Annotated in this window: 21 protein-coding genes and 1 pseudogene; 12 read left to right on the forward strand and 10 right to left on the reverse strand. The window is 75.4% G+C overall.

Annotation, left to right across the window (positions count from 1 at the left end; translation table 11 throughout):
* The first annotated feature begins 22 nt into the window (after positions 1–22).
* The 4 genes from SM611_RS07280 (at position 23) to SM611_RS07295 (ending at position 3,352) form a co-directional block, all read left to right on the forward strand.
* On the forward strand, positions 23–421 hold the full coding sequence (locus SM611_RS07280; protein ID WP_371948220.1) for a 6-pyruvoyl trahydropterin synthase family protein: 399 nt from the start codon (positions 23–25) through the stop codon (positions 419–421).
* On the forward strand, positions 418–1,545 hold the full coding sequence (locus SM611_RS07285) for a glycosyltransferase family 4 protein (protein ID WP_371948221.1): 1,128 nt from the start codon (positions 418–420) through the stop codon (positions 1,543–1,545). The genes SM611_RS07280 and SM611_RS07285 overlap by 4 nt, the downstream gene beginning before the upstream one ends.
* Positions 1,546–1,616: 71 nt before the next feature.
* Positions 1,617–2,426: an SAM-dependent methyltransferase gene (locus SM611_RS07290; protein WP_371948223.1), complete on the forward strand. Its 810-nt coding sequence runs from the start codon at positions 1,617–1,619 to the stop codon at positions 2,424–2,426.
* Positions 2,423–3,352 (forward strand): lysylphosphatidylglycerol synthase transmembrane domain-containing protein, encoded by a 930-nt coding sequence (locus tag SM611_RS07295; RefSeq protein WP_371948225.1) that lies wholly within the window; start codon positions 2,423–2,425, stop codon positions 3,350–3,352. Before SM611_RS07290 ends, SM611_RS07295 begins: the two co-directional genes overlap by 4 nt.
* Here SM611_RS07295 and SM611_RS07300 read toward each other — a convergent pair.
* Both SM611_RS07300 and SM611_RS07305 read right to left on the reverse strand, forming a co-directional pair.
* Positions 3,353–3,865: pseudogene (locus SM611_RS07300) on the reverse strand (creatininase family protein); the annotation flags it as partial.
* Positions 3,759–4,673 (reverse strand): phosphatase PAP2 family protein, encoded by a 915-nt coding sequence (locus tag SM611_RS07305; protein ID WP_371948227.1) that lies wholly within the window; start codon positions 4,671–4,673, stop codon positions 3,759–3,761. The pseudogene SM611_RS07300 and the gene SM611_RS07305, both read right to left, overlap by 107 nt.
* A 147-nt stretch (positions 4,674–4,820) precedes the next feature.
* Here SM611_RS07305 and SM611_RS07310 point away from each other — a divergent pair, with 147 nt between their 5' ends.
* The 4 genes from SM611_RS07310 to SM611_RS07325 all read left to right on the forward strand — a co-directional run bounded on the left by SM611_RS07310 (position 4,821) and on the right by SM611_RS07325 (position 8,122).
* Complete coding sequence (locus SM611_RS07310) at positions 4,821–5,384, forward strand: DUF1349 domain-containing protein (RefSeq protein WP_371948228.1); 564 nt, start codon at positions 4,821–4,823, stop codon at positions 5,382–5,384.
* Positions 5,385–5,439: 55 nt separating this feature from the next.
* The gene (locus SM611_RS07315) at positions 5,440–6,408 is read left to right on the forward strand and encodes an alpha/beta hydrolase (protein ID WP_371948230.1); all 969 of its coding nucleotides are present in this window, start codon (positions 5,440–5,442) and stop codon (positions 6,406–6,408) included.
* 150 nt (positions 6,409–6,558) lie between these two features.
* On the forward strand, positions 6,559–7,191 hold the full coding sequence (locus SM611_RS07320) for a signal protein (RefSeq protein WP_371948232.1): 633 nt from the start codon (positions 6,559–6,561) through the stop codon (positions 7,189–7,191).
* Positions 7,192–7,324: 133 nt separating this feature from the next.
* Entirely contained in the window at positions 7,325–8,122 is a 798-nt protein-coding gene (locus SM611_RS07325; protein WP_371948233.1) for an SDR family oxidoreductase, read from the forward strand.
* Between the two features lie 14 nt (positions 8,123–8,136).
* Here the strand turns inward: SM611_RS07325 and SM611_RS07330 are convergent, their stop codons facing one another.
* The 6 genes from SM611_RS07330 to SM611_RS07355 all read right to left on the reverse strand — a co-directional run bounded on the left by SM611_RS07330 (position 8,137) and on the right by SM611_RS07355 (position 18,164).
* Entirely contained in the window at positions 8,137–9,852 is a 1,716-nt protein-coding gene (locus SM611_RS07330) for an ATP-binding cassette domain-containing protein (RefSeq protein WP_371948234.1), read from the reverse strand.
* On the reverse strand, positions 9,849–11,639 hold the full coding sequence (locus tag SM611_RS07335) for an ABC transporter ATP-binding protein (RefSeq protein WP_371948235.1): 1,791 nt from the start codon (positions 11,637–11,639) through the stop codon (positions 9,849–9,851). Before SM611_RS07335 ends, SM611_RS07330 begins: the two co-directional genes overlap by 4 nt.
* 146 nt (positions 11,640–11,785) lie before the next feature.
* Positions 11,786–11,941, reverse strand: coding sequence for a VenA family class IV lanthipeptide (locus SM611_RS07340; RefSeq protein WP_371948237.1), 156 nt, complete (start codon positions 11,939–11,941; stop codon positions 11,786–11,788).
* A gap of 5 nt (positions 11,942–11,946) precedes the next feature.
* Positions 11,947–13,830, reverse strand: coding sequence for an alpha/beta hydrolase family protein (locus SM611_RS07345; RefSeq protein WP_371948239.1), 1,884 nt, complete (start codon positions 13,828–13,830; stop codon positions 11,947–11,949).
* A complete protein-coding gene (gene lanL / locus SM611_RS07350; protein WP_371948241.1) occupies positions 13,827–16,616 on the reverse strand; it encodes a class IV lanthionine synthetase LanL in 2,790 nt (929 codons plus the stop codon). Before lanL ends, SM611_RS07345 begins: the two co-directional genes overlap by 4 nt.
* 399 nt (positions 16,617–17,015) lie before the next feature.
* Entirely contained in the window at positions 17,016–18,164 is a 1,149-nt protein-coding gene (locus SM611_RS07355) for an ROK family transcriptional regulator (protein WP_371948243.1), read from the reverse strand.
* A 145-nt stretch (positions 18,165–18,309) separates the two neighbouring features.
* Here SM611_RS07355 and edd point away from each other — a divergent pair, with 145 nt between their 5' ends.
* From edd to SM611_RS07375, 4 genes are all read left to right on the forward strand, one after another.
* Positions 18,310–20,121, forward strand: a complete 1,812-nt coding sequence (gene edd, locus SM611_RS07360; protein WP_371948245.1) for a phosphogluconate dehydratase — start codon at positions 18,310–18,312, stop codon at positions 20,119–20,121.
* Entirely contained in the window at positions 20,118–21,101 is a 984-nt protein-coding gene (gene glk, locus SM611_RS07365) for a glucokinase (protein WP_371948247.1), read from the forward strand. The genes edd and glk overlap by 4 nt, the downstream gene beginning before the upstream one ends.
* Entirely contained in the window at positions 21,098–21,718 is a 621-nt protein-coding gene (gene eda, locus SM611_RS07370) for a bifunctional 4-hydroxy-2-oxoglutarate aldolase/2-dehydro-3-deoxy-phosphogluconate aldolase (RefSeq protein ID WP_371948249.1), read from the forward strand. Before glk ends, eda begins: the two co-directional genes overlap by 4 nt.
* Before the next feature lie 84 nt (positions 21,719–21,802).
* Positions 21,803–22,213, forward strand: coding sequence for a PPOX class F420-dependent oxidoreductase (locus SM611_RS07375; RefSeq protein WP_371948251.1), 411 nt, complete (start codon positions 21,803–21,805; stop codon positions 22,211–22,213).
* 172 nt (positions 22,214–22,385) lie between these two features.
* Here the strand turns inward: SM611_RS07375 and SM611_RS07380 are convergent, their stop codons facing one another.
* Both SM611_RS07380 and SM611_RS07385 read right to left on the reverse strand, forming a co-directional pair.
* Positions 22,386–22,871, reverse strand: coding sequence for a DUF1707 SHOCT-like domain-containing protein (locus SM611_RS07380; RefSeq protein ID WP_371948253.1), 486 nt, complete (start codon positions 22,869–22,871; stop codon positions 22,386–22,388).
* A gap of 2 nt (positions 22,872–22,873) precedes the next feature.
* The gene (locus SM611_RS07385; protein ID WP_371948255.1) at positions 22,874–23,554 is read right to left on the reverse strand and encodes a PadR family transcriptional regulator; all 681 of its coding nucleotides are present in this window, start codon (positions 23,552–23,554) and stop codon (positions 22,874–22,876) included.
* Positions 23,555–23,637 lie beyond the last annotated feature (83 nt).

Consider the following 23,637-nt stretch of genomic DNA (forward strand, 5'->3'; position numbering starts at 1 on the left):
ATCGGATACGAGGAGGACGCTGTTGTTCGGAATCACCGTCCGCGACCACGTCATGATCGCGCACAGCTTCCGCGGCGAGGTCTTCGGGCCCGCGCAGCGGCTGCACGGCGCGACGTACGTGGTGGACGCGACGTTCCGCCGGGAGGCTCTCGACCCGGACGGGCTCGTCGTCGACATCGGGCTCGCCACCCGCGGGCTGGGCGAGGTCCTGGGCGGGCTGAACTACCGCAACCTGGACGACGAGCCGGACTTCGCCGGGGTCAACACCTCGACGGAGTTCCTCGCCAAGGTCATCGCCGACCGGCTCGCCGACCGCGTCCACGCGGGGGCGCTGGGCGAGAACGCGCGCGGCCTGTCCGGCCTCGTCGTGACACTGCACGAGTCGCACGTCGCCTGGGCCAGTTACGAGCGCGACCTATGACCGCGCCCGACTCGCCCACCGCGTCCGCCGGGCCGGAAGCGCCCCCCCGGTCCGCCGCGGCCGAGATCTGCGTCGTCGTCCCGGGCGGCATCGACGACGCCGCGGCGCCGAGCGGCGGCAACCGCTACGACCGGCGGCTGTGCGACGGGCTCGCGGCGTCGGGGCGTCCCGTCCGCGAGGTGGCGGTGCCGGGCGCGTGGCCGCGCCCGGACGCGGCGGCGCGCGACGGTCTCGCCCAAGCCCTTGCCGCGCTGCCGGACGGCGCCGTCACCCTGATGGACGGCCTGGTCGCGTGCGGGGTGCCGGAGATCGTCGTCCCGGAGGCGGCGCGGCTGCGGCTGGCCGTCCTCGTCCACCTGCCGCTCGGGGACGAACCCGGGCAGGCCGACCTGAACGCGGGCGAACGCAGGGTCCTGGAGGCCGCCGGGGCGGTCGTCGCGACCAGCCCGTGGGCGAAGGACCACCTCATCGCCCACCACGGCCTCGACCCGTCCCGCGTCCACGCGGTCGTCCCGGGGACCGACCCGGCGCCGCTCGCGTCCGGCACCGACGGCGTGTCCCGCCTGCTGTGCGTGGCGTCGGTGACTCCGCGCAAGGGCCACGACGTCCTCGTCGAGGCCCTCGCCACCATCGAGCACCTGCCCTGGCGGTGCGAATGCGCCGGGCCGCTCGGCCGCGACACCGGCCACGTGACCCGCGTGCGCGGCCTGATCGACGGGCACGGCCTCGGCGGCCGCGTCGAGCTGCGCGGGCCGCTGACCGGCACGCGGCTGGAGGACGCGTACGCCTCCGCCGACCTGCTCGTCCTCGCCTCCCGCGCCGAGACGTTCGGGATGGTGGTGACCGAGGCCCTCGCCCGTGGCATCCCCGTCGTCGCGACGGCGGTGGACGGCGTCCCCGACACGCTCGGCTGGGACCCGACCGGCGCCGTCCCCGGCCTGCTCGTCCCGCCGGACGACCCGGGCGCGCTGGCCGCCGCGCTGCGCCGCTGGCTCGTCGAGCCCCATCTGCGGGGCCGCCTGCGGGCCGCCGCCCGGCTGCGCCGCGGCATGCTGCCCGGCTGGGACGACACGTCCCGCCGTATGGCCACCGTCCTGTCCCGGCTGCGGAGGGAGGCACGATGACGGAGCGAAGCGAGGGCATCGGTGCGGCACCTGCCGAGGGGCGTGGGGGGTCGTCCCCCCACAAGGAGACGATGACGGAGCGGAGCGAGGGCTTCGATCCCGACTGGCTGGCGCTGCGGGAGGGCGCCGACGCCGCCGCGCGCGCCGGCGAGCTGCTCGGCCCGCTCCGGGACGCGCTCCCGCCGGACGGGCCGCTGGTCATCTGGGACCTCGGCTGCGGCACCGGCGCGCTCGGCCGCTGGCTGGCCGGACGGCTGCGCGGCCCGCAGCACTGGATCCTGCACGACCGGGACCCCGCGCTGCTCGACCGCGCCCGCGCCAACGCCTACGTGACCGCGGACGGGACGCCCGCGACGATCGAGACGCGGACCGGCGACCTCGCCGGACTGCGCGCCGCCGACCTGGTCGGCGCGTCGCTCGTCACCGGGTCCGCGCTGCTGGACGTGCTCACCGCCGCCGAGATCGAGACGATCGCCGCGGCGGCCGGCTGCCCGGCGCTGCTCACCCTGTCGGTCGTCGGCCGCGTGCGGCTCTCCCCGTCCGAGCCGCTCGACGCCGAGTTCGCCGCCGCCTTCGACGCCCACCAGCGGCGCGGCGGCCTGCTCGGGCCGGACGCCGTCACCGCCGCGACCAAGGCGTTCGGCGGCCGCGGCGCCCACGTCCTGACCCGTCCGAGCCCGTGGCGGCTCGGCCCCGGCCAGGCCGAGCTGACCGCCGAGTGGCTGCGCGGCTGGGTCGGCGCCGCCGTCGAACAGCGGCCCGATCTGGCCCCGGCCGCGGACGACTACCTGTCCCGCCGCCTCGCCGAGTGCGCCGCGGGCCGCCTCACCGCCGAGGTCCACCACCTGGATCTGCTCGCCGTACCTGGGGGAACATCGTGAAGAGGCTCTGGCCCTGGGGGCGGCTCGTCATCGGGGTGGGCATCATGGCCGCGCTGCTGTGGTGGCACAGCACGGACGCCTTCGTGGCGGCGCTGCACGCCATCGATTCCGAATCCGTCGTCCTCGCCCTCGCCATCGGGTTCCTGACCACGGTGCTCAGCGCGGTCCGCTGGTGGCTGGTCGCGCGGCGCCTCGGCCTGCACCTGCCCGTGGCCGGCGCCATCACCGACTACTACCGGTCCCAGTTCCTCAACGCCGTGCTGCCGGCGGGCGTCCTGGGGGACGTGCACCGTGCGGTGAGCCACGGCCACCGGTCCGGGGACGTCGCCCGCGGCGTGCGGGCCGTGTTCCTCGAACGGTGCGCCGGGCAGGGCGTCGCCGTCGTCGCGGGCATCGCCGCCCTGTTCGCCTATCCGGCGCTGCTGTCGGCCATGGCCCCGGTCCTGGTCTCGGTGGGGATCGTCCTCGTGCTTCTGCTGGTGCTGGGGCGCTGGAGGCATCCCGCTCTGGCGTCCACGTTCAGCGACCTGCGCGCCGCCGCGCGCGTTTGGCCGGGCGTCGTGGGCCTGTCGTTCGCGGCGCTCGCCGGTCACCTGGCGCTGTTCGTCGTCGCGGCCCGCCTGACCGGCGCGACGGCGCCGGTCCTGCGGCTGCTCCCGCTGCTGCTGCTGGCGCTGCTGGTGATGGTGCTGCCGATCAACGTGGGCGGCTGGGGGCCGCGCGAGGCCGTCCTCGCCCTGGCGTTCGGCGCCGCCGGGCTCGGCTCAGCGCAGGGCCTCACCGTCTCCGTCGTGTACGGGGTGCTGAGCTTCATCTCGTGCCTGCCCGGCGCCGCGACCCTGCTGCTGAAGCACCGCGAGGACGTCCCCGAACGCCGCGACCAGGTTCCGCAGCGCGTCCCGGCCCTTGTCGGCGCGGGCCAGTGAGGGCCGTCCGATGACGCCCGACCCGGTGTAGGCCGCCATCCCCGCCGTCAGCAGATGCCGCCGGTCATCGGCCAGATGATCGGCGGCCTCGTACCCGGCGCGGACCAGCTCCGGGTGGGCGTGCAGCAGGATCGAGGTCTCCAGCTCCCCGGCGTGCATGTCGCTGTCGCCGGACGTCTCGACGCCCGCCGCCCGCCGGGCCTCCTCCCACTGCTCGAACCCCGGGAAGAGCGCCATGTCCCCGTGCGCCTCCTGCACGACGTTCCCGAGGACGTAGTTGCCGCCGTGGCCGCTGACCAGCACGAGCTTCGGCACCCCGGCCCCGCGCAGCGACTCGGCGACGTCCCTGACCACCGCGTGCAGGGTCGCCGCCGAGATGCTCACCGTGCCCGGCCAGCCGGCGTGCTCATGCGAGCACGAGATCGTCACGGGCGGGAGCGTCCGCACCGCATGCGTCTTCGCGATCTCCGCCGCGAGCGTGCAGGCGATCACCGTGTCCGTCGCCAGCGGCAGGAACGGTCCGTGCTGCTCGAAGCTCCCCACCGGCAACAGGGCCACGGGGACGTCCGGTACCTGGGCGCTCGTATGCGTCGGCAACATGCACCCCACCCTGCCGCACCCTGCCGGCGACCGAAACCAGCGCCATGGCGCCGGCCAGCAGGACGGCGGCGACGATCCCGTCCGTCCAGTAGTGGTTGGCGGTCACGACCACCACGAACACCGTGACGGGCGCGTGCAGGGCGACGACCCACCGCCACCGGCTCCGCGACGCCCGGACCACCGCGACCGCCACGAGGATGGCCCACCCGATGTGCAGGGACGGCATCGCCGCGTACTGGTTGGCGATCCCGTCCGCCGCCGCGGGATACGCGGACGGGCCCACGGTCAGCATCGTGTCGACGGCCCCGACGCCCGCCAGCCGCGGCGGCGCGAGCGGGAACAGCAGGTGCACCGCCAGCCCGGCCGCCGTCAGCAGCACCAGCTCGGTGCGCACCCTCGCGTAGGACCCCCGGTGCCGCACGTAGAGCCAGGTCAGCAGCAGCGCCGTCCCGGGGAAATGGACGGTCACGTAGTAGAGGTTGGACAGGAAGGCGGTGTGCTCCCAGCCGAGCGCCCAGTCCTGGAGCCCGACCTCGCTCGGCAGCCACGAGCGCTCGAACGCCCACAGCCGGGCGGCGTTCGACATCGCCTCGGCGGGGCCCTCCTCGATCAGCGTCCGACCCCACTTGTAGAACGCGAACAGGACGGCCAGCAGGCCCACCTCGGTGAGCAGCGGCCGTGCCCTGTCCCGCATCGCGCCCAGCGTCGCCGCGCTCGCCATGGTGCCCTCCCCGTGCCGTGATCCCGTCCAATCACAACCCTTGCGTCCGACACTTCGGCGGGCACTGGGCCCAGCTCCATGAAAACCGGAGGAAAGGTCCATCGGAGATGGTGGAGATAACCCCACCCCTTCCGTAGATTCCGGGACATGATCACCGGCGCATGGCTCAACCCGCCCGTCGCGGCCGTCCAGGACGGCTCCGCGCTGCTCGTCACCGCGGCCAACGGCAGCGACTTCTGGCGGACGACGTCCTACGGCTACGACCGCGACAGCGGCCACGCCCTCCTGTCGCCGCTCGGCGCGGAGGCCGCGGTGGAGGTCTCGTTCGTCGCCGACTACGACCACCAGTTCGACCAGGCGGGCCTCCTCGTGCGCCTGGACGAGGAGACCTGGATCAAGGCGGGCGTCGAGTACTGCGACGGCGCACTGCAACTGGGCGCGGTCGTGACGAACGGCGCCTCCGACTGGTCCTCGGCCCCCGTGCCCTGGCAGGGCCGGGAGGTGACCCTCCGGGCCAGCCGCTCGGGCGACGCCGTCACGATCCGGGCGCGCGCGGGTTCGGACCCCTGGCGGATGATCCGCCTGGCGCCGTTCCCGCCGGGCGTCGAGGCCGCGGCCGGCCCGTACTGCTGCGCCCCCGAGGGCGGCGGCCTCACGGTGCGGTTCACGGGCGCGGCCACCGGCCCGCCCGACGCCGTCCTGCACCCGTAGGCACCCAAGCACTTACTTGGTACACTCCCGTCCACGACGGCGGGAGGAACTGCACATGGCGCTCGCACCGGTGATCGAACAGCGCGCGGGATGCGGACGGGGCGCGCGGGCCGCCGCCCGGCTGATGCGCGTGTTCATGCGGCCGCTCGTCACCCGGCTGCCCTGGACCCCGCTCACCCTCCGCTTCGCGCCCCTGCTCGACCTCGGCGCGGCCCTCATGCCGTCGCCGCGCGGCACCCGGGTCACCAGGGTCGCGGGGCTGGGCTGCGCGGCCGAATGGGTCCGCGGCCGCGGCGTGCCCGCCGACTCCGACCGGGTGATCCTCTACTTCCACGGCGGCGGCTTCGTCGCCTGCGGCCTGCGCACCCACCGCCGGATGATCTCCCGGATCTCGCAGGCCGCCGACATGCCCGTCCTGTCGGTCGCCTACCGCATGCAGCCGCGCGTGCCCATCCAGACGTCCATCGACGACTGCGTGGACGCCTACCGGTGGCTCCTCGAGACCCACGACCCGGACGACATCGTGATCGCGGGCGACTCCGCGGGCGGCTACCTGGCCTTCATGGCCCCGCTGCACGCCCTGCGCGCGGGCCTGCCCCGTCCCGCCGGGATCGCCGCCCTGTCCCCGTTCGCCGACCTGGACATCGACGTCAAGATCGCCCACGCCAACGCCCCGCTCGACCCGTTCATCCCGGCCCGGCGCATGTGGGACATGGTCCGCACCTGCTTCCCGGGCGCCGAGCTGACCGACCCGTGGCTGTCGCCCGTCCACGCCGACCTCGCCGGTCTGCCCCCGACCCTCATCCACGTCGGCTCCATCGAGGTCCTCCTCGCCGACGCCGAACTGATGGCCGAACGCCTCGGCGCCGCCGGCGTCGCCTGCACCCTGCAGATCTGGGAGGGCCAGGCGCACGTCTTCCAGATCTTCGCCGACCTCTCCCGCGAGGGCCTGATCGCCATCCAGGAGATAGGCGCCTTCGCCCGCCGCGTGACGACCGCCGTCACCCCCCAAAAGGCCGCCTGACGCCCCCGAAGGCGGACGTGCGGTGGCGTGATCGGGTGCGGTCGGTGTGGTCTGGGCGTGATTTGCACTGGTTCGTGTTCCGCCGGGACGTCACTATTCGGCGAAAGAAGATCAGGTTTGCGCTAATCTGCGGCGATGATTCGTGGTCGGATGGTGGTTTCGCTGGTCGTGTTGGGGCTGGTCGCCGGGTGCGCCGAGGAGAAGCCGGACGGTACCGCCGCCTCGGCCGGTGCCGATGCCGCGACCGAGAGCGCGTCGCCTTCGCCGAGCGGTGGCGCCGTCGTCGGATCGCAGGACCCGGGCGACCTGCAGTCGGCCTGGTGGAGCTGGGCCGCGGGCTCGCCCTCGGGACGCAACCCGGTCGAGGACACCACGGGAGAGTTCTGCGCGGTCGGCCAGCCGTCCGACGTCTGGTTCCTGGCCGGGACGTTCGGCGGCTCCGTGACGCGCCGCTGCGCCGTGCCGGCCGGCCGCACGATCGTCGCGCCGGTCGTCAACCAGCGCGGTCTCAGAGAGGACTGCGCGGGCTTCATGGACGTGGCGGCCGGGACACTGACCCTGGACGGGAAGAAGGTGGCGCTGAAGCGCTGGCCGGCCACGCCCATCACGATCACGGGTGTCGCCGGCAATCCGGCCAGTGACGAGGGTTCCGTCAGCGCGTACGGATGCGGGCTCTGGGGCGTGCTCCCGCCGCTGGCGCCCGGTCCGCACAAGGTCGGCATCCGCGGAAGCAGCGGCGGCTTCCGCACATCGGCGGATTATGAGCTGACCGTGGCCGGTTGACCGCACGGTCCGCCGCGATCAATGGCGTCGCCGATCTATCCGGGGACGTGGCGGCCAAGTAAGCTCAACGCATTCCGGATGCGGTGTCCGGACCAATTCGTTATTCGTGCCCGCCTCCATTCCGGGAGTAGCCATGCGCAAGGCGGTCGTCACCGGCAGCACTCAGGGAATCGGCCGCGCGCTCGCGGCCGAATTGGTCCGGCGCGGGCATTCCGTGGTCGTTACGGGCCGCAGCCAGGCGACGGTGGACGAAACCGCCGAACAGTTGCGCAAGAACGCGCCCGACGGCGTCACCGTCCACGGGCGCGCCGTGGACGTCACCGACGCCGCGCAGGTCGAGGCGCTGTGGGACGACGCCGTGGACGCGCTCGGCGGAGTCGACCTGTGGATCAACAACGCCGGTGTCGCGCACACGACCCGTCCCATCGTCGAGACCACGGCCGGCGAAGTCCGCGCGATGGTCACGACGAACATGCTGGGCACCGTGTACGGCTCCCAGGCCGCGGTCCGCGGCATGAGCGGCGAGGGCGGCGGCCAGGTCTTCAACGTCCTCGGCGGGGGCAGCGACGGCCGCATCCGGCCGGGCATGGGCGTCTACTCGGCCACCAAGCGCGGCCTGGACTCCTTCACCCGCGCGCTGGTCAAGGAGGTCGACGGCACCGCCGTCCGGGTCGGGCAGGTCAGCCCCGGCATGCTCATCACCGAGGGCTGGCTCCGGGAGGCCGCCGCGGCCCCGGACCAGGTGGCGAAGCAGCGCAAGATCCTCAACATCCTGTGCGACCACGTCGACGACGTCGCGCCCTACCTGGTCGACCGGATGCTCGCCAGCACCAGGAACGGCGACGCCATCGCCTGGCTCACCACCGCCCGCATGACCCGCAAGTTCCTCGCGCCCCGCAAACGCGACGTCCTCGCCCGCTACGGCCTCTGAACCCCGGGCGCCGGTCAGGTGTGCCAGTGGCCTACCAGTTCGGCGTACAGGGGGCTGTCGCGCAGCAGGGTCTCGTGGGTGCCGTGGACGGCGGCCGGGCCGTCGAGGAGCAGGACGCGGTCGGCGCGCTCGGCGGAGGTGATCCGGTGGGCGATGACGACGAGGGTCCGGCCCTGTCCGGCGAGGGCCAGTTCGGCGCGGGCCTCGGCGGCGGGATGCAGGTGGCTCGTCGCCTCGTCCAGGACGACGATCGCCGCGGGGGACAGGTAGGCGCGCGCCAGGGTGATGAGCTGCCGTTCGCCCTGGGAGAGGGACGCGCCGCCCGGTGGGACGGCGGCGTCGTATCCGCCGAGGCGTTCGACGGCGTCCGCCAGCCCGACGGCGTCGACGGCCTCGTCGAGCCGGCCCGCGGTGGCGTCCGGGCACAGGTAGGCGAGGTTGTCGCGCAGCGTCGCGGCGAAGACGTAGCTCTCCTGCGGGATGAGGGCGACGGCCGACCTCAGCTGGGCGGGATCGACGTCGTCCAGCGGTACCCCGCCGAGCGTGACGCGCCCCCGCTGCGGACGCAGGAGGCCGGTGAGCAGGTTCGCGAGCGTCGACTTGCCGGTGCCGCTCGGGCCGACCACCGCGAGGTGCGTGCCCTCCGGGACGCGCAGGGACAGGTCCGCGACGACGGGGGCGGCGTGCGGGGAGTAGGCGAAGGTGACGCGGTCGGCCTCGACGCCGAAGGACCGGACGGGCACGGCCGGGCCGGGCGGGGGCGGCGCGGGGGGGACGTCGCAGACCCCGGCCAGCCGTCCGAGGATCACCGCGAGGCTCAGCAGCAGCGTGCCTCCGGCGTCCACCAGGACGGTGATGCCCGGCTGGAGCCCGGTGACGAGGTACCCGGCCGCGCCCGCGATCTGCCCGGCGGTGAACCCGTGGCGCGCGGTCAGGTACGGGGACAGCAGGAGCAGCGCGAGCAGCGGGAGGTGCACGCCGAGGGCCAGCACGGGCAGCCGGACGAGGCGGGTCCGCGCGTACGCGCGCAGAGCGTCCGCCTGGGCGTCGATCACGGTGCCGACGGCGGCGGCCGCGCGCTCCTCGGCGGCGCAGGCGGCGACGTCCCGGACGCCGTGCACGACGGTGGCGGCGGTCTCGCCGATCCGCTCGGCCTCCCGGATGACGGCCCGGTAGCGGCGGACCTGCAGGCCCGTGAACGCGGCGAACACGCCGAGCGCGAGCGCCACCGGGACGCCGGCCGCCAGCGCCAGCGGCGGCGACAGCAGGGCCAGGCCGAGCAGCGCCGCGACCCCCGCCGACAGCAGCTGCCGGACGTTGCGCAGCGCCGTGCCGAGCAGCGTCCGGACCGCCTCGGCCTGCTCGGTGACCTGGGAGACCCCGGCGCCGGCCGCGCCTGCGGCGCCGTCGCTCATCCGGTGCAGCGCGGCGGTGACGACCTCCCGGACGAGTGAGTCGCGCAGCGGTTCGACGGCCGCCGCGAGCCACGGGTACACGCGGCCCGTCGCGAACGCGCCGAGGACGTACAGGGCGGCGAGCACGGCGAGCCAGCCGAGCCCCGCCAGGGGACGGCCGGCCAGGAACCCGTGGTCGATGGCGTGCGCGAGCAGCAGACCGGACGCGAACGCCGGGACGCTCTCCAGGGCCGACCAGGCGGCGAGGCGCCGCAGCGCGGGCCACTGCCCGCGGATGTGGCGGTGCAGGAGGCGCGCGGCGGGCGGGGCCGTCATGCTCCCGCGCCCCTTTCGGCGGCGGAGCCCGCGCCGCTCCCGGCGGCGGCGGACGCCTCGGACGCGGCGAAGACGGCGCGGTAGCCGGGGTCGGGCCACAGGTCCGCGTGGGCGGCGAGGGCCCGCACCCGCCCCCCGTCCAGCCAGGCGACGAGGTCGGCGCGGGCGGCCGTCGCGGGGCGCCGCGCCACCACCAGGCTGGTGCGGCCCGCGAGGATCCGCTGGAGCGCCCGCGTCACCTTCATCTCCGTGGCCGTGTCGAGGCTGCTGGTGGCGTCGTCCAGGACGACGATCCGGGCGTCGGTGAGGGCGGCCCTGGCCAGGCCGAGGCGCTGCAGCTCGCCGCCCGACAGCGGGGCGCGGTCGAGCGGGGTGTCGTACCCGTCCGGCAGCGCCCGGACGAAGGCGTCGGCGTCGGCGGCCCGCGCGGCGCGGCGGACCTCGTCGCGGGACGCGTCCGGGCGTGCGTAGGCGATCGTGTCGTGCACGGTGGCGCCGAGCAGGGCGGGCCGTTCGAAGGCGTAGGCGACGGCGCGCCGCAGCACGGGGAGCGGGACGGCGGCGACCGGGACGCCGTCGATCTCGACGGTCCCCTCGTCGGGGTCGAGCAGCCGCCCGATCGTGGCCACGAGCACGCTCTTGCCCGTCCCGGAGGCGCCGGCGACCGCGACGGTGGCGCCCGGCGGCACGTCGAGGTCGAGCCGGTCGAGGACGGTCCGGCCGCCGGCCCGGACGGTGACGCCGCGCAGCCGCAGCCGGCCGGGGCCGTCCGGCAGCGGCACCGGGCCCGGGGGCGGGCGCACCGCCGGGACGGTCGTCATGATCTCGTCGATCCGCCCGGCGCCGACCTGGCAGTTGAGCAGCGCGACGAAGGTGTCGAAGAGGGACGCGGAGGCGACCGCCATGGCGGCGTAGGACACGCTCGCCACGAGCTGCCCGGTGGTGATGTCGCCGGTGGCCAGCCGGATCCCGGCGACGCCGACGACCAGCACCTGCGTGAGCGGCGCGAGCAGCGCGAGGCGGCGGCTCACCCGGCCCTGCGCCTCCCACGTCTCCAGGCCGGCGCGGCGCAGCCCGGCCAGCGGCGCGAGGACGCGGGCGGCCTCGGCCCCGGCGGTGCCGCTGGCCCGGATCGTCCGGATGCCCTGCCGGGCGTCCAGCAGCCGGGTCGCGATCGCGGCCTGGCACGCCTGGTAGCGCGCGAACGGTTCGGTCGCCCGGACGACGAAGACGCGCAGCGCCACGACGAGCGGCGGAACCCCGGCGGCGAACGCGGCGGCGAGCCACCAGTCGATCAGGGCGAGCGCGGTCACCGCGCCGGCGGTCGTCACGACCGAGGCCGCCGCGGTCAGCGCCAGGACGGGGAAGGCGGCGGGCCCCGAGGCGCTCTCGGTGAGCCGGGACAGCACGTCCCCGGTGGGGAAGCGCCGCTGCCCCTGCGGCCCGAGCGCCAGCACCCGGCCGAGGAGGCGGTGCCGGAGCCAGGCGGTGATGTCGCCGCCCACGCGGGCGCCGAGGACGTCCTCGCCGGTGTCGGCGAGGGCCGCCGCCGCGAGGACGCACGCCAGCCGCGCCGTGGCCGCGCCGAGATGCTCCTGCGTGCGGGCGGCGTCGACGGCCGCCGCCAGCATGACCGGCGTGGCCAGCGTCGCGGCGACGCGGACGGCCGTGAGCGCCGCCAGCAGGCACATCCGCAGCCGGAACCGGCGCAGGGCCTCGCGCAGCCGGCGCCGGCCCGCGGCGCGGAGTGCGGCGGGCGTGCCCGGCTCCGCCGGTGTCCGGACCACCCTCGTCTGCTCCGTCCGTCGTCGGGGTACGTCATCTACACTCGGGGATGGGTCCGGCCACGGACCGGCTCTCGCCGGTCCGTGACCGGGGTTCTGCGGGCCGGGGTTCAGTCAGGGGTCCCGGAGTCCGCATGGGATCTGCGGTATCAGATGCACGAGATGCCGACGCACACCGTGTTCAGCAGCGTGAGCAGGCCCACGCACGCGCAGGTCCCGCCAAGCTGGATCCCCTCGATCTCGATGGGGTCCGTCTCGGGCAGCTCCTGCAGAGCGGCCACGAGGTCGCCGTCGAACGTGTCCATGATTTTCACCTCCTCTCCGGGTCTCGCAGGGAGGCCCGTCCCGCCGTGAGGCAGAAGCGGACCACCGCTTCGCGCAGGACCGGGGCCCAGGCCTGGACGACGCCGTTGTGGTCGTCGTCGGCCTCCAGGTAGTCGAAGTCGACTCCCTCGGTCCTGCCAAGTTCGAGAAGCCGGGCGCGCAGCGCCCGGGACTGCGCCACCGGGACGGCCTCGTCCCGTGCGCCGTGGACGATCAGCAGCGGCGCGGTGAGCGCCGCGCACGCGCGCAGCACGTCGCGTCCGGGGTCCGGCTCGCCGGACGCGTCGCACCGGCTCAGCCGCGACACCCGGTCGCGGACGGGGCCGGGCGCGCCGCCGCGCAGCCCGGCGGCGGAGGTGAAGGGCGCCAGCGCGACGCAACCCGACCACAGGTCCGGGGCGCGGCAGGCCGCCAGCAGGCCCAGGAAGGCGCCGTAGCTGCCGCCGAGCACGACCGGCCGCGGCAGGCCGGCGGCGTCGCGGTCGCGCCCGAGCGCCCGGGCCAGGTGGACGACGTCGTCGAGGTCGGGGCCGCCCCAGTCGCCGATGACGGGCCGCAGGTGCCGCTCGCCGTAGCCGGTGCTGCCGCGCTGGTTGGGCGCGGCCACGGCGACGCCGGCGGCGGCCAGGTGCTGGAACAGCGGCTCGAAGTCCAGCCGCCAGGCCGCCAGGGGGCCGCCGTGCAGGGCGAGCACCAGGCGGCGGGCCCGCCGCCAGCCCGGGCCGCCGTAGACGATCGTCTCGATCGGCCCGGCCGGGCCGGGCAGCTCGACGGTCTCGGCCTCCGCCCAGCCGCCGTCCGCGCCGTCCGGGGCCAGCCACCACTCGCCGGCGGGCGGACGCGGCACCGTGGCCAGGGTGGGGGGCCGGTGCGGCGCGGCGAAGCGCACGTGGATCCGGCCGTCCGCCGCCCAGCCCGCGGGCGGCCACAGCATTCCCGGCGGACCCGGGACCGGGGTGACGCGCTCCCAGCCCGGCGTGTAGACCGCCAGGCGCTCCGCGGCGCCCCGCGTCTCGCGGACGAGCAGCTCGTCCCCGGCGGCGTCGAAGGCCAGCGGCGCCCGGGGGTGCTCGGACCGGTTGAGGGCCTCGGGGAACCGCACGGTGCCCCCGCCGGGGAACCGCAGCCCGATCTGCCCGGTACCGGGCTGCTGGCCCCCCGGCGAGGTCGTGGTGACGGCGAGGACGCCGGAGTGCGGGCTGTAGGCGGCGATCCGGTCGGTCGTGGCGTCGGAGACCGACCAGAGGCGCCGCCACGTGCCCTCGCGCAGATCGACGAGGATGCCCTGGGCGCGGTGCGCGGCGGAGGTGTGGTCGAGGGCGAGGGTGCGCCCGCCGTCGAGCCAGACGCCGCCCGACAGCACGCCCGGGATCCGCACGATCGGTTCCGGTGCGGGCGACCGCCGGTGCAGCCACCAGATCCGGGAGTGCCGCTCGTCCTCGACGGCGACGAGCACGACGGTGCCCGCCGGGCCGGGCGCGGCCAGCAGGAAGCCGGCGAGCATCGCCGGGACCGGCCACGAGCGGGTGATCCGCGGTCCCCGGCGAGACGGCTCCGCCGCGAGCACCTCCGCGTGCCCGGCCGGCTCCCCGTCCCCGCCGGTCGCGGGCCGCAGGACGAGGACGGTCCCGTCGTCCAGCGGCAGCACCCCGCAGCGTCGGTCCAGAGCGCCGCCGGCGCCGTCCTCGCCACCGGCGAGCGTGCTCCGGGACGGGACCGGCCGCGACAGGTCCCACCTCTCCAGCGTCACCTCGTCCCCGACGGCGCGCAGGCAGGCGGCCCACCCGCACCCGCCGGAGAAGGCGAGCCCGAAACGGACCGGGACCGGCGGCAGGCCCTGCCGGACGGGTTCCCGCGCGGGCGCGGTCACGACGCGTGCTCCACGCCGGCGCCCGCGGCCGCCGCGCCCCCGGCGAGGCCGGCGGGGACGTCGGCTGTCCACAGCCGCGGCGTGCCGTGCAGGGCCCGCAGCAGGAAGCCGAGGATGCCGCTCATCCCGTCGCCCCAGTTCACCGAGACCTGCCCGAACTCGTCGGGGAACACCGCCGCGCCGCCGCGCCGCGCCCGGTTGGCGAGGACGATCCGGACGAGCCGCCAGGCGTCGTGCCGGTGGGCGGCGTCGCCGGTGAACGCGGCCATGTCGAGCAGGAAGTCCCCGTTGCCGGCGAGCCCGTGGCACTGCCCGAGCGGCGCGCGCCAGCGGTGCTCCAGCACCGCCCGCGCGGCCCGCTCCGCGCCCTGGACGAAGCGCTCCTCGCCGGTCGCGTCGCCGAGCCGCACGAGGAAGCCCCCGATCCCGGCGGCACCGTGGCACCAGTACGGCGCCGTCGGCGCGTCGCCGGGACCGGCCCCCCACATGGCCGCCCGTCCGGAGACGGTCGCCTCGTCCAGGAGGTTCTGCCCGACCGCGGCGGCCAGCGCCAGAAGGTCGTCGCGGCCGGTGGCCCGCGCGCACGCGGTGAGGAAGTAGCCGACCCCGGCGATGCCGTGCGCGAACCCGTAGTAGCGCCGCCCGGCGAGCTTCGAGTCGTACTGGGCCGGGGTACTCCAGGACAGCCGCCCGGACCGCTCCTCGACCGCGGCGGCGAGCGCGTCGGCCGCGGCGACGGCGCGCTCGGCGTACCGGGCGTGCCCGGTGCGGGCCCACAGGTGCAGGGCGGCCAGCCCGATGCCGGACGTTCCGTGCGTGACGTCCGGGGCGTCGACGGACGCGGGCAGCCGGTCGGCCACCGCGAGGGCGCCGTCCACGAGGGCGTCGTCCTCCAGGGCGAGGCCGGCGTCCAGCACCGCCCACGCCGCCCCCGCGGTGCCGAAGTAGAGGCCGGCCGGGCGCGCCGTGCCGTCGTCCAGCCGGGTGAGGATCCAGCCGGCCGCGCGGGCGATCGCGTCCGGGAGGCGCCGGTCGCCGGTGAGGTCGAAGCAGCGGACCAGCGCGCCCAGCGGCCCGGCCGCGCCGTGCTGGAGGCTGCACGGGTCCGGCGCCCCGTGGACGCAGGACGCGGGCCACAGCGTGTCGGTGCTCCCGGCGTCCATGGTGGCGAGGAGGTGGTCGGTGATGCCCGAGACGGCCTGCCCGCTCTGCTCGCGCAGCCACCCGGGCCGCAGGCGGGGCGCCGGGGCGGGGACCGCGGGCCGGCCGCCCGTCCCGCCCGCCGCGGCCGCGAGCGCGTCGCGCGCCTGCTCCAGCCCCCAGCGGTGCCCGGGCTCGTCGGCCATCAGCCCGAGGAGCAGCGGCGGCACCGGCGCGGGCAGCTCCAGGCCCTGGGTGCGCGCGGCCAGCCACTCCGCGAGCCGCTCGGTCACCGACCGCGCCGCCGGACGCTCCTCCAGGAAGTAGGGAGGCCCGCCGGTGAGGACGTGGCAGAGCGTCGCGCCGAGGGCGAAGCGGTCGGCGGCGGGATCGGGGGCCGCGCCGTCCATCTGCTCGGGCGCCGCGTAGCCGGGGGTGCCCGCGCGCAGCGGGCCCTCGTCCGGTGCGCCGGGCGGCACGGCCAGCTCCAGGTCGATGAGGACGGGCGCGCCGTCCGGGCGGACCATGACGTTGTTCGGGTTGAGGTCGCGCACGATGAGACCGGCGCCGTGCGCCCGGATCATCAGTTCGGTGAGCCGGGCGGCGGCCTCCAGGGCGGGGGCCAGGTGCGGGCCCCACCCGCGCTCGCCGATCAGGTCGGCCGTCCACTGCCCGAGCGTGGTCCCCGGCACCATCTCCTGCGCCAGGAACAGGTGGCCGCTCTGCGTGAAGAGCCGTACCGGGCGCGGCGCCAGCCGCAGGGGCGCGACCGCCTCCAGCACGAGGGCCTCGGCCCGGAGGCGGTCACGGGCGTCCTTGCCGTCCTCGTCCGCCGCCACATGCGGGCGCGCCTCCTTCAGGACGACCGGTTCGCCGGTCTCGGTGTCCAGGGCGCGGTAGACGCCGCCCTTGTTGGTGTGGCGGATCGCCTCCCGGACGGCGAAACGCGTCCCGATCAGAATCTCGTTCCGTTTGTCGCCCGGGCCGTTCCCGGTGCTCCCGGGGGCGTCGGCGCGATTGTCCGGAAAGGGACAGACCGCCCAGGGCGGGGGCGTGTATCGTCCGACCCGCTGGTCCTCGACCGGGTTGCCGTCCGGGTCGAGAATCATCCACGCGTAGAAACCGTCATTGGTTATGCGGCGCTCTTCGACGAACGCGCCGTAACGATAATGGACGAGGCTGTCCGGTGCGTACGGGCGGTCCGACAGAATGCGCGGTCCGGGCAGCCCGGCCGTCGCCTCGTGCAGTTCCCGCGCCAGCCGGACGGCCTCGTCGTCGCTCGCCGGGTAGACGGTGATGAACTTCCCCGAATGGCCGCGGGAGGCGTTGCGCGCGGTCAGTGCGGCGACGTGGTCCAGGGTGGCGGCGAACTTGAACGCCGAGCCGCCGGCCAGCAGCACCGCGAGCGACCGGGAGAGCACCTCGGGCGCCGACGCGGGCGTCGCGGAGACGTGCAGCTTCCAGCCCTGGGCTGGGCATTCGACGTCCGCGGGGACCACGTGGCACCACATGGCGGCGCGCCGCACCCGCCAGCGCGCCCCGCCGGGCGCCGCGGCCGTCGCGCGGTCGAGCGCGTCGAGCAGGCGGGTGTCGCCGCCGGCCGCGCCGGCGCCCCCGGAGAAAACGCTGAAATGGAAGTCCGCCATGGTGTTTCGTCGCTCTCTTTTCGTTCGCCGGCCGGATGGCCGCCCATCGTGCGATCTTTTCCCTGCTTTGTCAGGCAATGGAGTTCGGTTGATCGCCGGGGTCTTTCATCGAACGAGGACACATTAGCCACGTGTCCGCCATGAACGCCAGGGTGGATTCTCCGTAGAAATGTCTGCCGAGCGGCTATGAAAACCTTACTCGGAGGGGCACGGTCGTGTGACTGGTGTGCAGTGAGTGCCGTTCGGTGGGCGTGGTCCCCGCCCGTCCGGGGGTTTTGTCCAAATTGTCGATGTCATGGATCGGCGGTGACTTTGCCAATTCGGTGTCGAATCAGTTTCGACCCCGGTCATGGCCGATGACCGCCATGCGCCCCTCTGGCGGACCCCTCCGCCCGTGTGCTAGGTCGCCGTCCGCGGGACCGGCGCCGCGTCGACGGCGGCGGGGGAGAGGATGTTGTCCAGGACCATCGCGGCGCAGCCCGTCAGGCCGGCCCGCTCGCCCAGGCGGCTCGGCTCGATGCGCAGGCTGCGGGTCGCGAGGGCCGTGGAGCGCTGGTAGACGATCTCGCGCAGGCCCGCGATCAGGGGCTCGTCGGCGCCGACCAGGTCGCCGCCCAGCACGACGACGGCGGGGTTGAGGAGGTTGACGGCGGTGGCGACGACCTCGCCGATGCGGCGGCCGGCGTCGCGGAGGAGGGCGACGGTCGCGGGATCGCCGGAGCGGGCCAGCGCGGCCAGGGCGGCGAGGCTGTCCGCCGGGGAGCGGGCCAGCAGCGCGGTGCCGCCGGCGATCGCCTCCACGCAGTTGACGTTCCCGCAGCGGCACGGCGCGTCGAGGGGGGACGGGACGGGGACGTGCCCGATCTCGCCCGCCGCCCCGAGCGCCCCGCGCTGGATGCGGCCGCCGGAGATGAGGCCCGCGCCGATGCCCGTCGAGACCTTGACGAAGAGGAGGTCGTCCACGCCGGGGTGGGACTGGTGCTCGCCGAGGGCGGCGGCGTTGACCTCGTTGTCGAGGTAGGCGGGGACGCCGAAGCGGGCGGAGACCGGGCCGGTGATCTCCACGGAGTCCCAGCGTCCGGCGGCGTGCTCGACGGCGTCGGGGACGCCGAGGCCCACCCCCCGGACGGTCGACGCGCCGATCCCGGCGGAGGCCAGGAGCGAGGTCCACTCGTCGAGCAGGCGGGGGAGCGTCTTCTCCGGGGACGTCTCCGCCGGGGGGCCGTCGGCGCGGGCCAGGATCGCGCCGGCCAGGTCGCAGACGGCGAGCTGGCCGCGCGACTGGCCGAGGTTCGCGACGAGGACCGTGCCGCCGGCGGCGTTGAACTCCAGCCGCGCCGGGGGCCGCCCGCCGGTCGACGGCCCGTCCGCGCGCTCGACCACGAGGCCGCGGGAGACCAGGGACGCCACCCGCGACGCCACAGCCGGGCGGGACAGGCCGGTGATGCGGCCCAGCTCGGCGCGGGTGGCGACGCCGTCCTCGCGGATCAGGCGGAGCACGTCGCCGACCGAGGTCGGACGCGTGATGGGGCTGATGGGGCGCGGCATCCGGCCAGTCAAGCACGCCGCCTTTCTGTCGTCCAGTTGGCTCAACTTGCCGACTTTTGTCACTTGAAGTTCATAAGTGGGTTGAAGAGATGACCTATGTCTCGGTAGCTTGCGATCTAGACATCCCCCCTGGTTGGAGCGCCCCATGGCCGTACATCCCGTGCTGGAGGCAGTGACCCGGCGCGTCGTCGAGCGCAGCGCGGCAACGCGCGGCGCCTACCTGAGCCGGATCCGGGACGCCCGGACGGAGGGCCCGGTGCGCACCGGCATGGGCTGCGCGAACCTCGCCCACGGCTTCGCGGCCTGCGGCGTCCAGGACAAGCTGTGGCTGAGGGGCGACGCCACCCCGAACATCGCGATCGTGTCGGCCTACAACGACATGCTCTCGGCGCACCAGCCGCTCCAGGACTACCCGGACATCCTCAAGGGCGCGATCCGCGCGGCGGGCGGCACGGCGCAGTTCGCCGGCGGCGTGCCCGCGATGTGCGACGGCATCACGCAGGGCCGCGCCGGCATGGAGATGTCGCTGTTCAGCCGGGACGTGGTGGCCATGGCGACGGCCGTGGCGCTGTCGCACGACATGTTCGACGGCGCGCTGCTGCTCGGCGTCTGCGACAAGATCGTCCCGGGGCTGGTGATCGGCGCGCTGTCGTTCGGGCACCTGCCGGTGATCCTGGTGCCGGCCGGCCCGATGGCGTCCGGGCTGCCGAACGGGGAGAAGGCGAAGATCCGCAAGCGGTTCGCGGCCGGGGAGATCGGGCGCGAGCGGCTGCTCGCCGCCGAGGCCGCGTCCTACCACTCGCCCGGCACCTGCACCTTCTACGGGACGGCGAACTCCAACCAGCTGCTCATGGAGGTCATGGGCCTGCACCTGCCGGGGGCGAGCTTCGTCCCGCCGGGCACGAAGCTGCGGGACGCCCTGACCGAGGCGGCCGGGCGCCGCATCCTGAAGCTGACGGACCTGGCGGACGAGTACACGCCGATCGGCGAGCTGCTGGACGAGCGCGCCTTCGTGAACGGCGTCGTCGCCCTGCTCGCCACGGGCGGCTCCACCAACCACACGCTGCACCTGGTCGCGATGGCCGCGGCGGCGGGCATCGAGCTGACCTGGGACGACTTCGACGAGCTGTCCGCGGTGACGCCGCTGCTCACCCGCCTCTACCCGAACGGGACCGCCGACGTGAACCACTTCCACGCGGCGGGCGGCACCGCGTTCCTCATCGGCGAGCTGATCGACGCCGGGCTCCTGCACGAGGACGCGCGGACGGTCGGCGGCGCCACCCTCGCCGCATACAGGAACGTCCCGGAGTTCGTCGACGGGAAGGCCGAGTGGCGCGACACCGTCACCGAGTCGGGCGACGCGGACGTCCTGCGGCCGGTCGCGGAGCCGTTCGACACGCACGGCGGCCTGCGCACCGTGCGCGGCAACCTCGGCCGGGCGGTCGTCAAGGTGTCGGCCGTGCGGCCCGAGCACCGCGTCATCGAGGCCCCGGCCCGCGTGTTCGACTCGCAGGAGCGGCTCCAGGCCGCGTTCGCCGCCGGGGAACTGGACCGGGACGTGGTGGCCGTCGTCCGCGACCAGGGGCCGAGGGCGAACGGGATGCCGGAGCTGCACCGGCTCACCCCGCCGCTGGGGGTCCTCCAGGACCGCGGCCACCGGGTCGCGCTCGTCACGGACGGTCGGATGTCGGGCGCCTCTGGGGCGGTGCCCGCCGCGATCCACGTGTCGCCGGAGTCGGCCGCGGGCGGCCCGCTCGCCCGCGTCCGCGACGGCGACGTCGTCCGGCTCGACGCGGACGCCGGGGTCCTGGAGGTCCTGGTGCCGGACGAGGAGTTCGCCGCCCGCGAGCCCGAGCACCGTCTTCCGGACCAGACGTACGGCACGGGGCGCGAACTCTTCCAGGCGTTCCGCGACGCCGTGGGTCCCGCCGAGCGGGGCGCGGGAGTCTTCACATGAGCTGGCTGGTCGCGGACGTCGGGGGGACGAACGCGCGGTTCGCGCTGGTGGACGGCCCGGACGGCGTCCCGTCCGACGTGCGGTCGCTGCCCACCCGCGACCATCCGGGCCTCGCCGAGGCGGCGGCCGCCTACCTGGAGGCGACCGGCGCGCGACCGTCGGCCGCGTGCCTGGCGGTGGCGGGCCCGGTCGCCGGCGGGACGTACCACCTGACCAACGCGGGCTGGCCGGAGGGCACCCCGGAGGCGGTGCGCGCCCATCTCGGGCTGCCGCATCTCGACGTCATCAACGACTTCGAGGCGCTCGCCCTGGCCCTGCCGCGCCTGGCGGAGCGCGACCTGATCGTCATCGGCGACCGGGCCCCGGCCGCCGGGGCGCCGCTCGCGGTGGTGGGTCCCGGCACGGGCCTCGGCGTCGCCGGGCTCGTCCCGACGCCGGCCGGCTGGGTGCCGCTGCCCGGCGAGGGCGGCCAGGTCGACGTCCCGGCCGCCACCGAGCGGGAGATCGCGGTGACGCGGCTGCTGCGCGCAGAGAAGGGCGCCGCGACCGCCGAGTACCTGCTGTCCGGGGCCGGCCTCACCCGCATCCACCGGTACCTGGCGGCCCTCGACGGCGAACCCGCGCAGGAGCTCACCGCGAAGCAGATCTGCGAGGACCGCGACGACCCGCGCTGCGACGAGGCGCGGCTGATGTTCTGCGCGCTGCTCGGCTCCCTCGCCGGGAACGTCGCGCTCACGCTCGGCGCCCGCGGCGGCGTCTACCTCGGCGGCGGGATCCTGCCGCGCATCGTGGACGTGCTGCACGGCAGCGCGTTCCGCGCGCGCTTCGAGGGGAAGCCTCCCGTCGAGTCGTACATGCGCGGCATCCCGACCGCGCTCATCGTCCACCCCGGCCCGGCCCTGGTCGGCGCCGCCGTCCGGCTCGCGCAGAGCCTGCCCGGCGTTCCCCCGCACGCCCGGCCCGACCTGGAGACCGCATGATCGCCGAAGACCTGTTCGACCTCGCGCCCGTCATCCCCGTCGTCGTCCTGGACGACGCGGAGGCCGCCGTCCCGCTCGCCCGCGCCCTGGTCGGGGGCGGGCTGCCGGTCATCGAGGTGACGCTGCGCACCCCGGCCGCGCTCCCGGCGATCGCCCGGATCGCCGCCGAGGTCCCGGACGCGGTGGTCGGCGCGGGCACGGTCGTCCGGCCGGAGGACGCGGAGCGGTCCGCCGCCGCCGGGGCGAGGTTCCTGGTCAGCCCCGGCTGCACGTCCCGACTCCAGGCGGCGATGGCCGCCACGGGGGTGCCGTTCCTGCCGGGCGTCGCGACCGCGTCGGAGGCGATCGCGCTGCTGGAGGGCGGCATCACGGCGATGAAGTTCTTCCCCGCCGAGGCCGCCGGCGGGGCCGCCTGCTTGAAGGCGCTCGGCGGGCCGCTCCCGCGGATCCGGTTCTGCCCCACCGGCGGCGTCAGCCGGAGCAACGCCGCCGACTACCTGGCGCTGGAGAACGTCGGCTGCGTCGGCGGCTCCTGGCTGACCCCGGCGGACGCCGTCCGCGACGGCGACTGGGACCGCGTCCGCGACCTCGCCGCCGAAGCCGCAGCCCTGCGGTGACGCCCCGTCGCGGTGACGCCCCAGAGGGGTGACGCGAGGCGGATGTGATGTCACGTCCGGGGGCGGGTATCCCGTCTCCTGGGCATGGACACCACAACGACGCTCGAGAAGCTGAAGAAGCAGCGGACCGTCCTGCTGACGTCCTACCGCAAGGACGGGACGCCGGTCGGGACGCCCGTGAACGTCGTCGTGCGCGGCGACCACGCCTACTTCCGCACCTACGACAAGGCGTTCAAGGCGAAGCGGCTGGCGCGCAACCCCGAGGTGGAGATCGCGCCGAGCACCTTCCAGGGGAAGGCCACCGGCCCGGAGGTGCACGGGCGCGTCCGACTGCTCACCGAGGAGGAGGCGCGGCCGATCCGCCGGCTGCTCGCCCGCAAGCACCCGCTCCTGCAGGGGCTCGCGGTGCCGCTCTTCCACAAGTTGAAGCACTACCGGACGCTCCACTTCGAGGTCACTCTCGGCCAGTCCCGTGGGGGCACGGCCCGGCGGTGAGCCGGGGGGCGTTCCCGTTCGGGAGGAGGTCCATGCGCAGCCGCCCGCACGCGCAGCGGGTCCAGACGACGACGCCGTCACTGGTCAGATGCCGGGAAACAAGCGTGCTCTCGTTCATGTACGTCAGTCTGCTACCGGCCGCGGCTGCGTCCTGGCCGCCGCCTGAGCGCGATCAGTGCCCGCGCGAGCGCCGCACCCCGAACGCCAGCAGCACCGCGCGGATCACCCAGACGGCCAGCGCGATCTGCAGCACGACCAGGACGCCCGTGCCCGGCCCGGCCGTGAGGGCGAGCACCAGGAACACCCCGAGCAGCAGCGGGAACGCCGGGAAGGGCGGCCCGTGCCGGTGGCGGCGGGCCGGGTGCCGGTGATGGCGCCGCCACGCGGGGTGCCCCGGCCCGCCGGACATCGCCGGCCAGCCGAACGCGAGGGGCACGCCCGCGACGGGCGCCCGCTCCGGTTCGGGCAGCCCGGTCGGGGACGGCAGGTCCTTGACGAGGGTGCGCAGGTCGCCGCGCGTCCGGGCGGACAGCACGGCGTCCAGCCGCTCGTCCAGCTCGGCGCGGTCCAGCCGCCCCTCGGCGAAGTGGTCGTGCAGGGCTCCCATGACGGCGTCGCGCTCGGCGTCGCCGATGCGGATCTCGTCGTGGCGTGCCATGTCTATCCCTCCTCGCGGGCCGTCGGGCCCGGGTCGTCGGCGTCGTCGGCGTCATCCACGCCGTCGGCGTCGAGGTCGTCGGCCAGGATGCGGTACAGGTTGCGCCGGGCGTCGGCGAGGACGTCCCTGGCCTGGGCGACCTGCTCGGACGAGCCGGAGTGGACGATCTGCATCACCGCGGCACCGGTCTGCGCGGCCTGCTTGAACAGCTCGGGGACGCCCTCGCCGAAGTCGGGCGTCATCTCCGCCCACGGCTCGGCGAGCCGGTCGGCGTTCTCCTCGACGTGGGCGCGGCCCTCGTCGGTGAGGTGGAAGGTGCGGCGCCCGCCCGACTCGTCGCCGGCGATCAGGCCCTCGTCGGCGAGCTGCTGGAGCGCCGGGTAGACCGCGCCGGGGCTCGGCTTCCACGCCCCGCCGCTGCGCTCGTGGATCTCCTGGATGATCTGGTAGCCGTTGCGCGGCTCCTCGGCCAGCAGCACGAGGATCGCCGCGCGCACGTTCCCCTTGCGCGCCCTGCCGCCGGGGCCGCCCCGGCCCCACGGACCGCCGCGCCCCCGCGCCCACGGCGGGCGCGGCCCGGGGCCGGGGCCGAATCCGCCGGGCCCCCAGGGGGCGCCGCCGAACAGCGCGCCGAAGTTCGGGAAGTCGCCGCGCCCCCAGGGCCCCGCGTGCCTGTGTCCCATGTTCTGCACCTGCCTTCTGCGATCTTCGGAGAGCTTCTGAGATCTCTCTATGAACGTTCGCGATACGACAACGATATATCGAA

Origin of the sequence: Actinomadura monticuli (assembly GCF_041463655.1) — a bacterium.
In the GTDB taxonomy this organism is placed as follows: domain Bacteria; phylum Actinomycetota; class Actinomycetes; order Streptosporangiales; family Streptosporangiaceae; genus Spirillospora; species Spirillospora monticuli.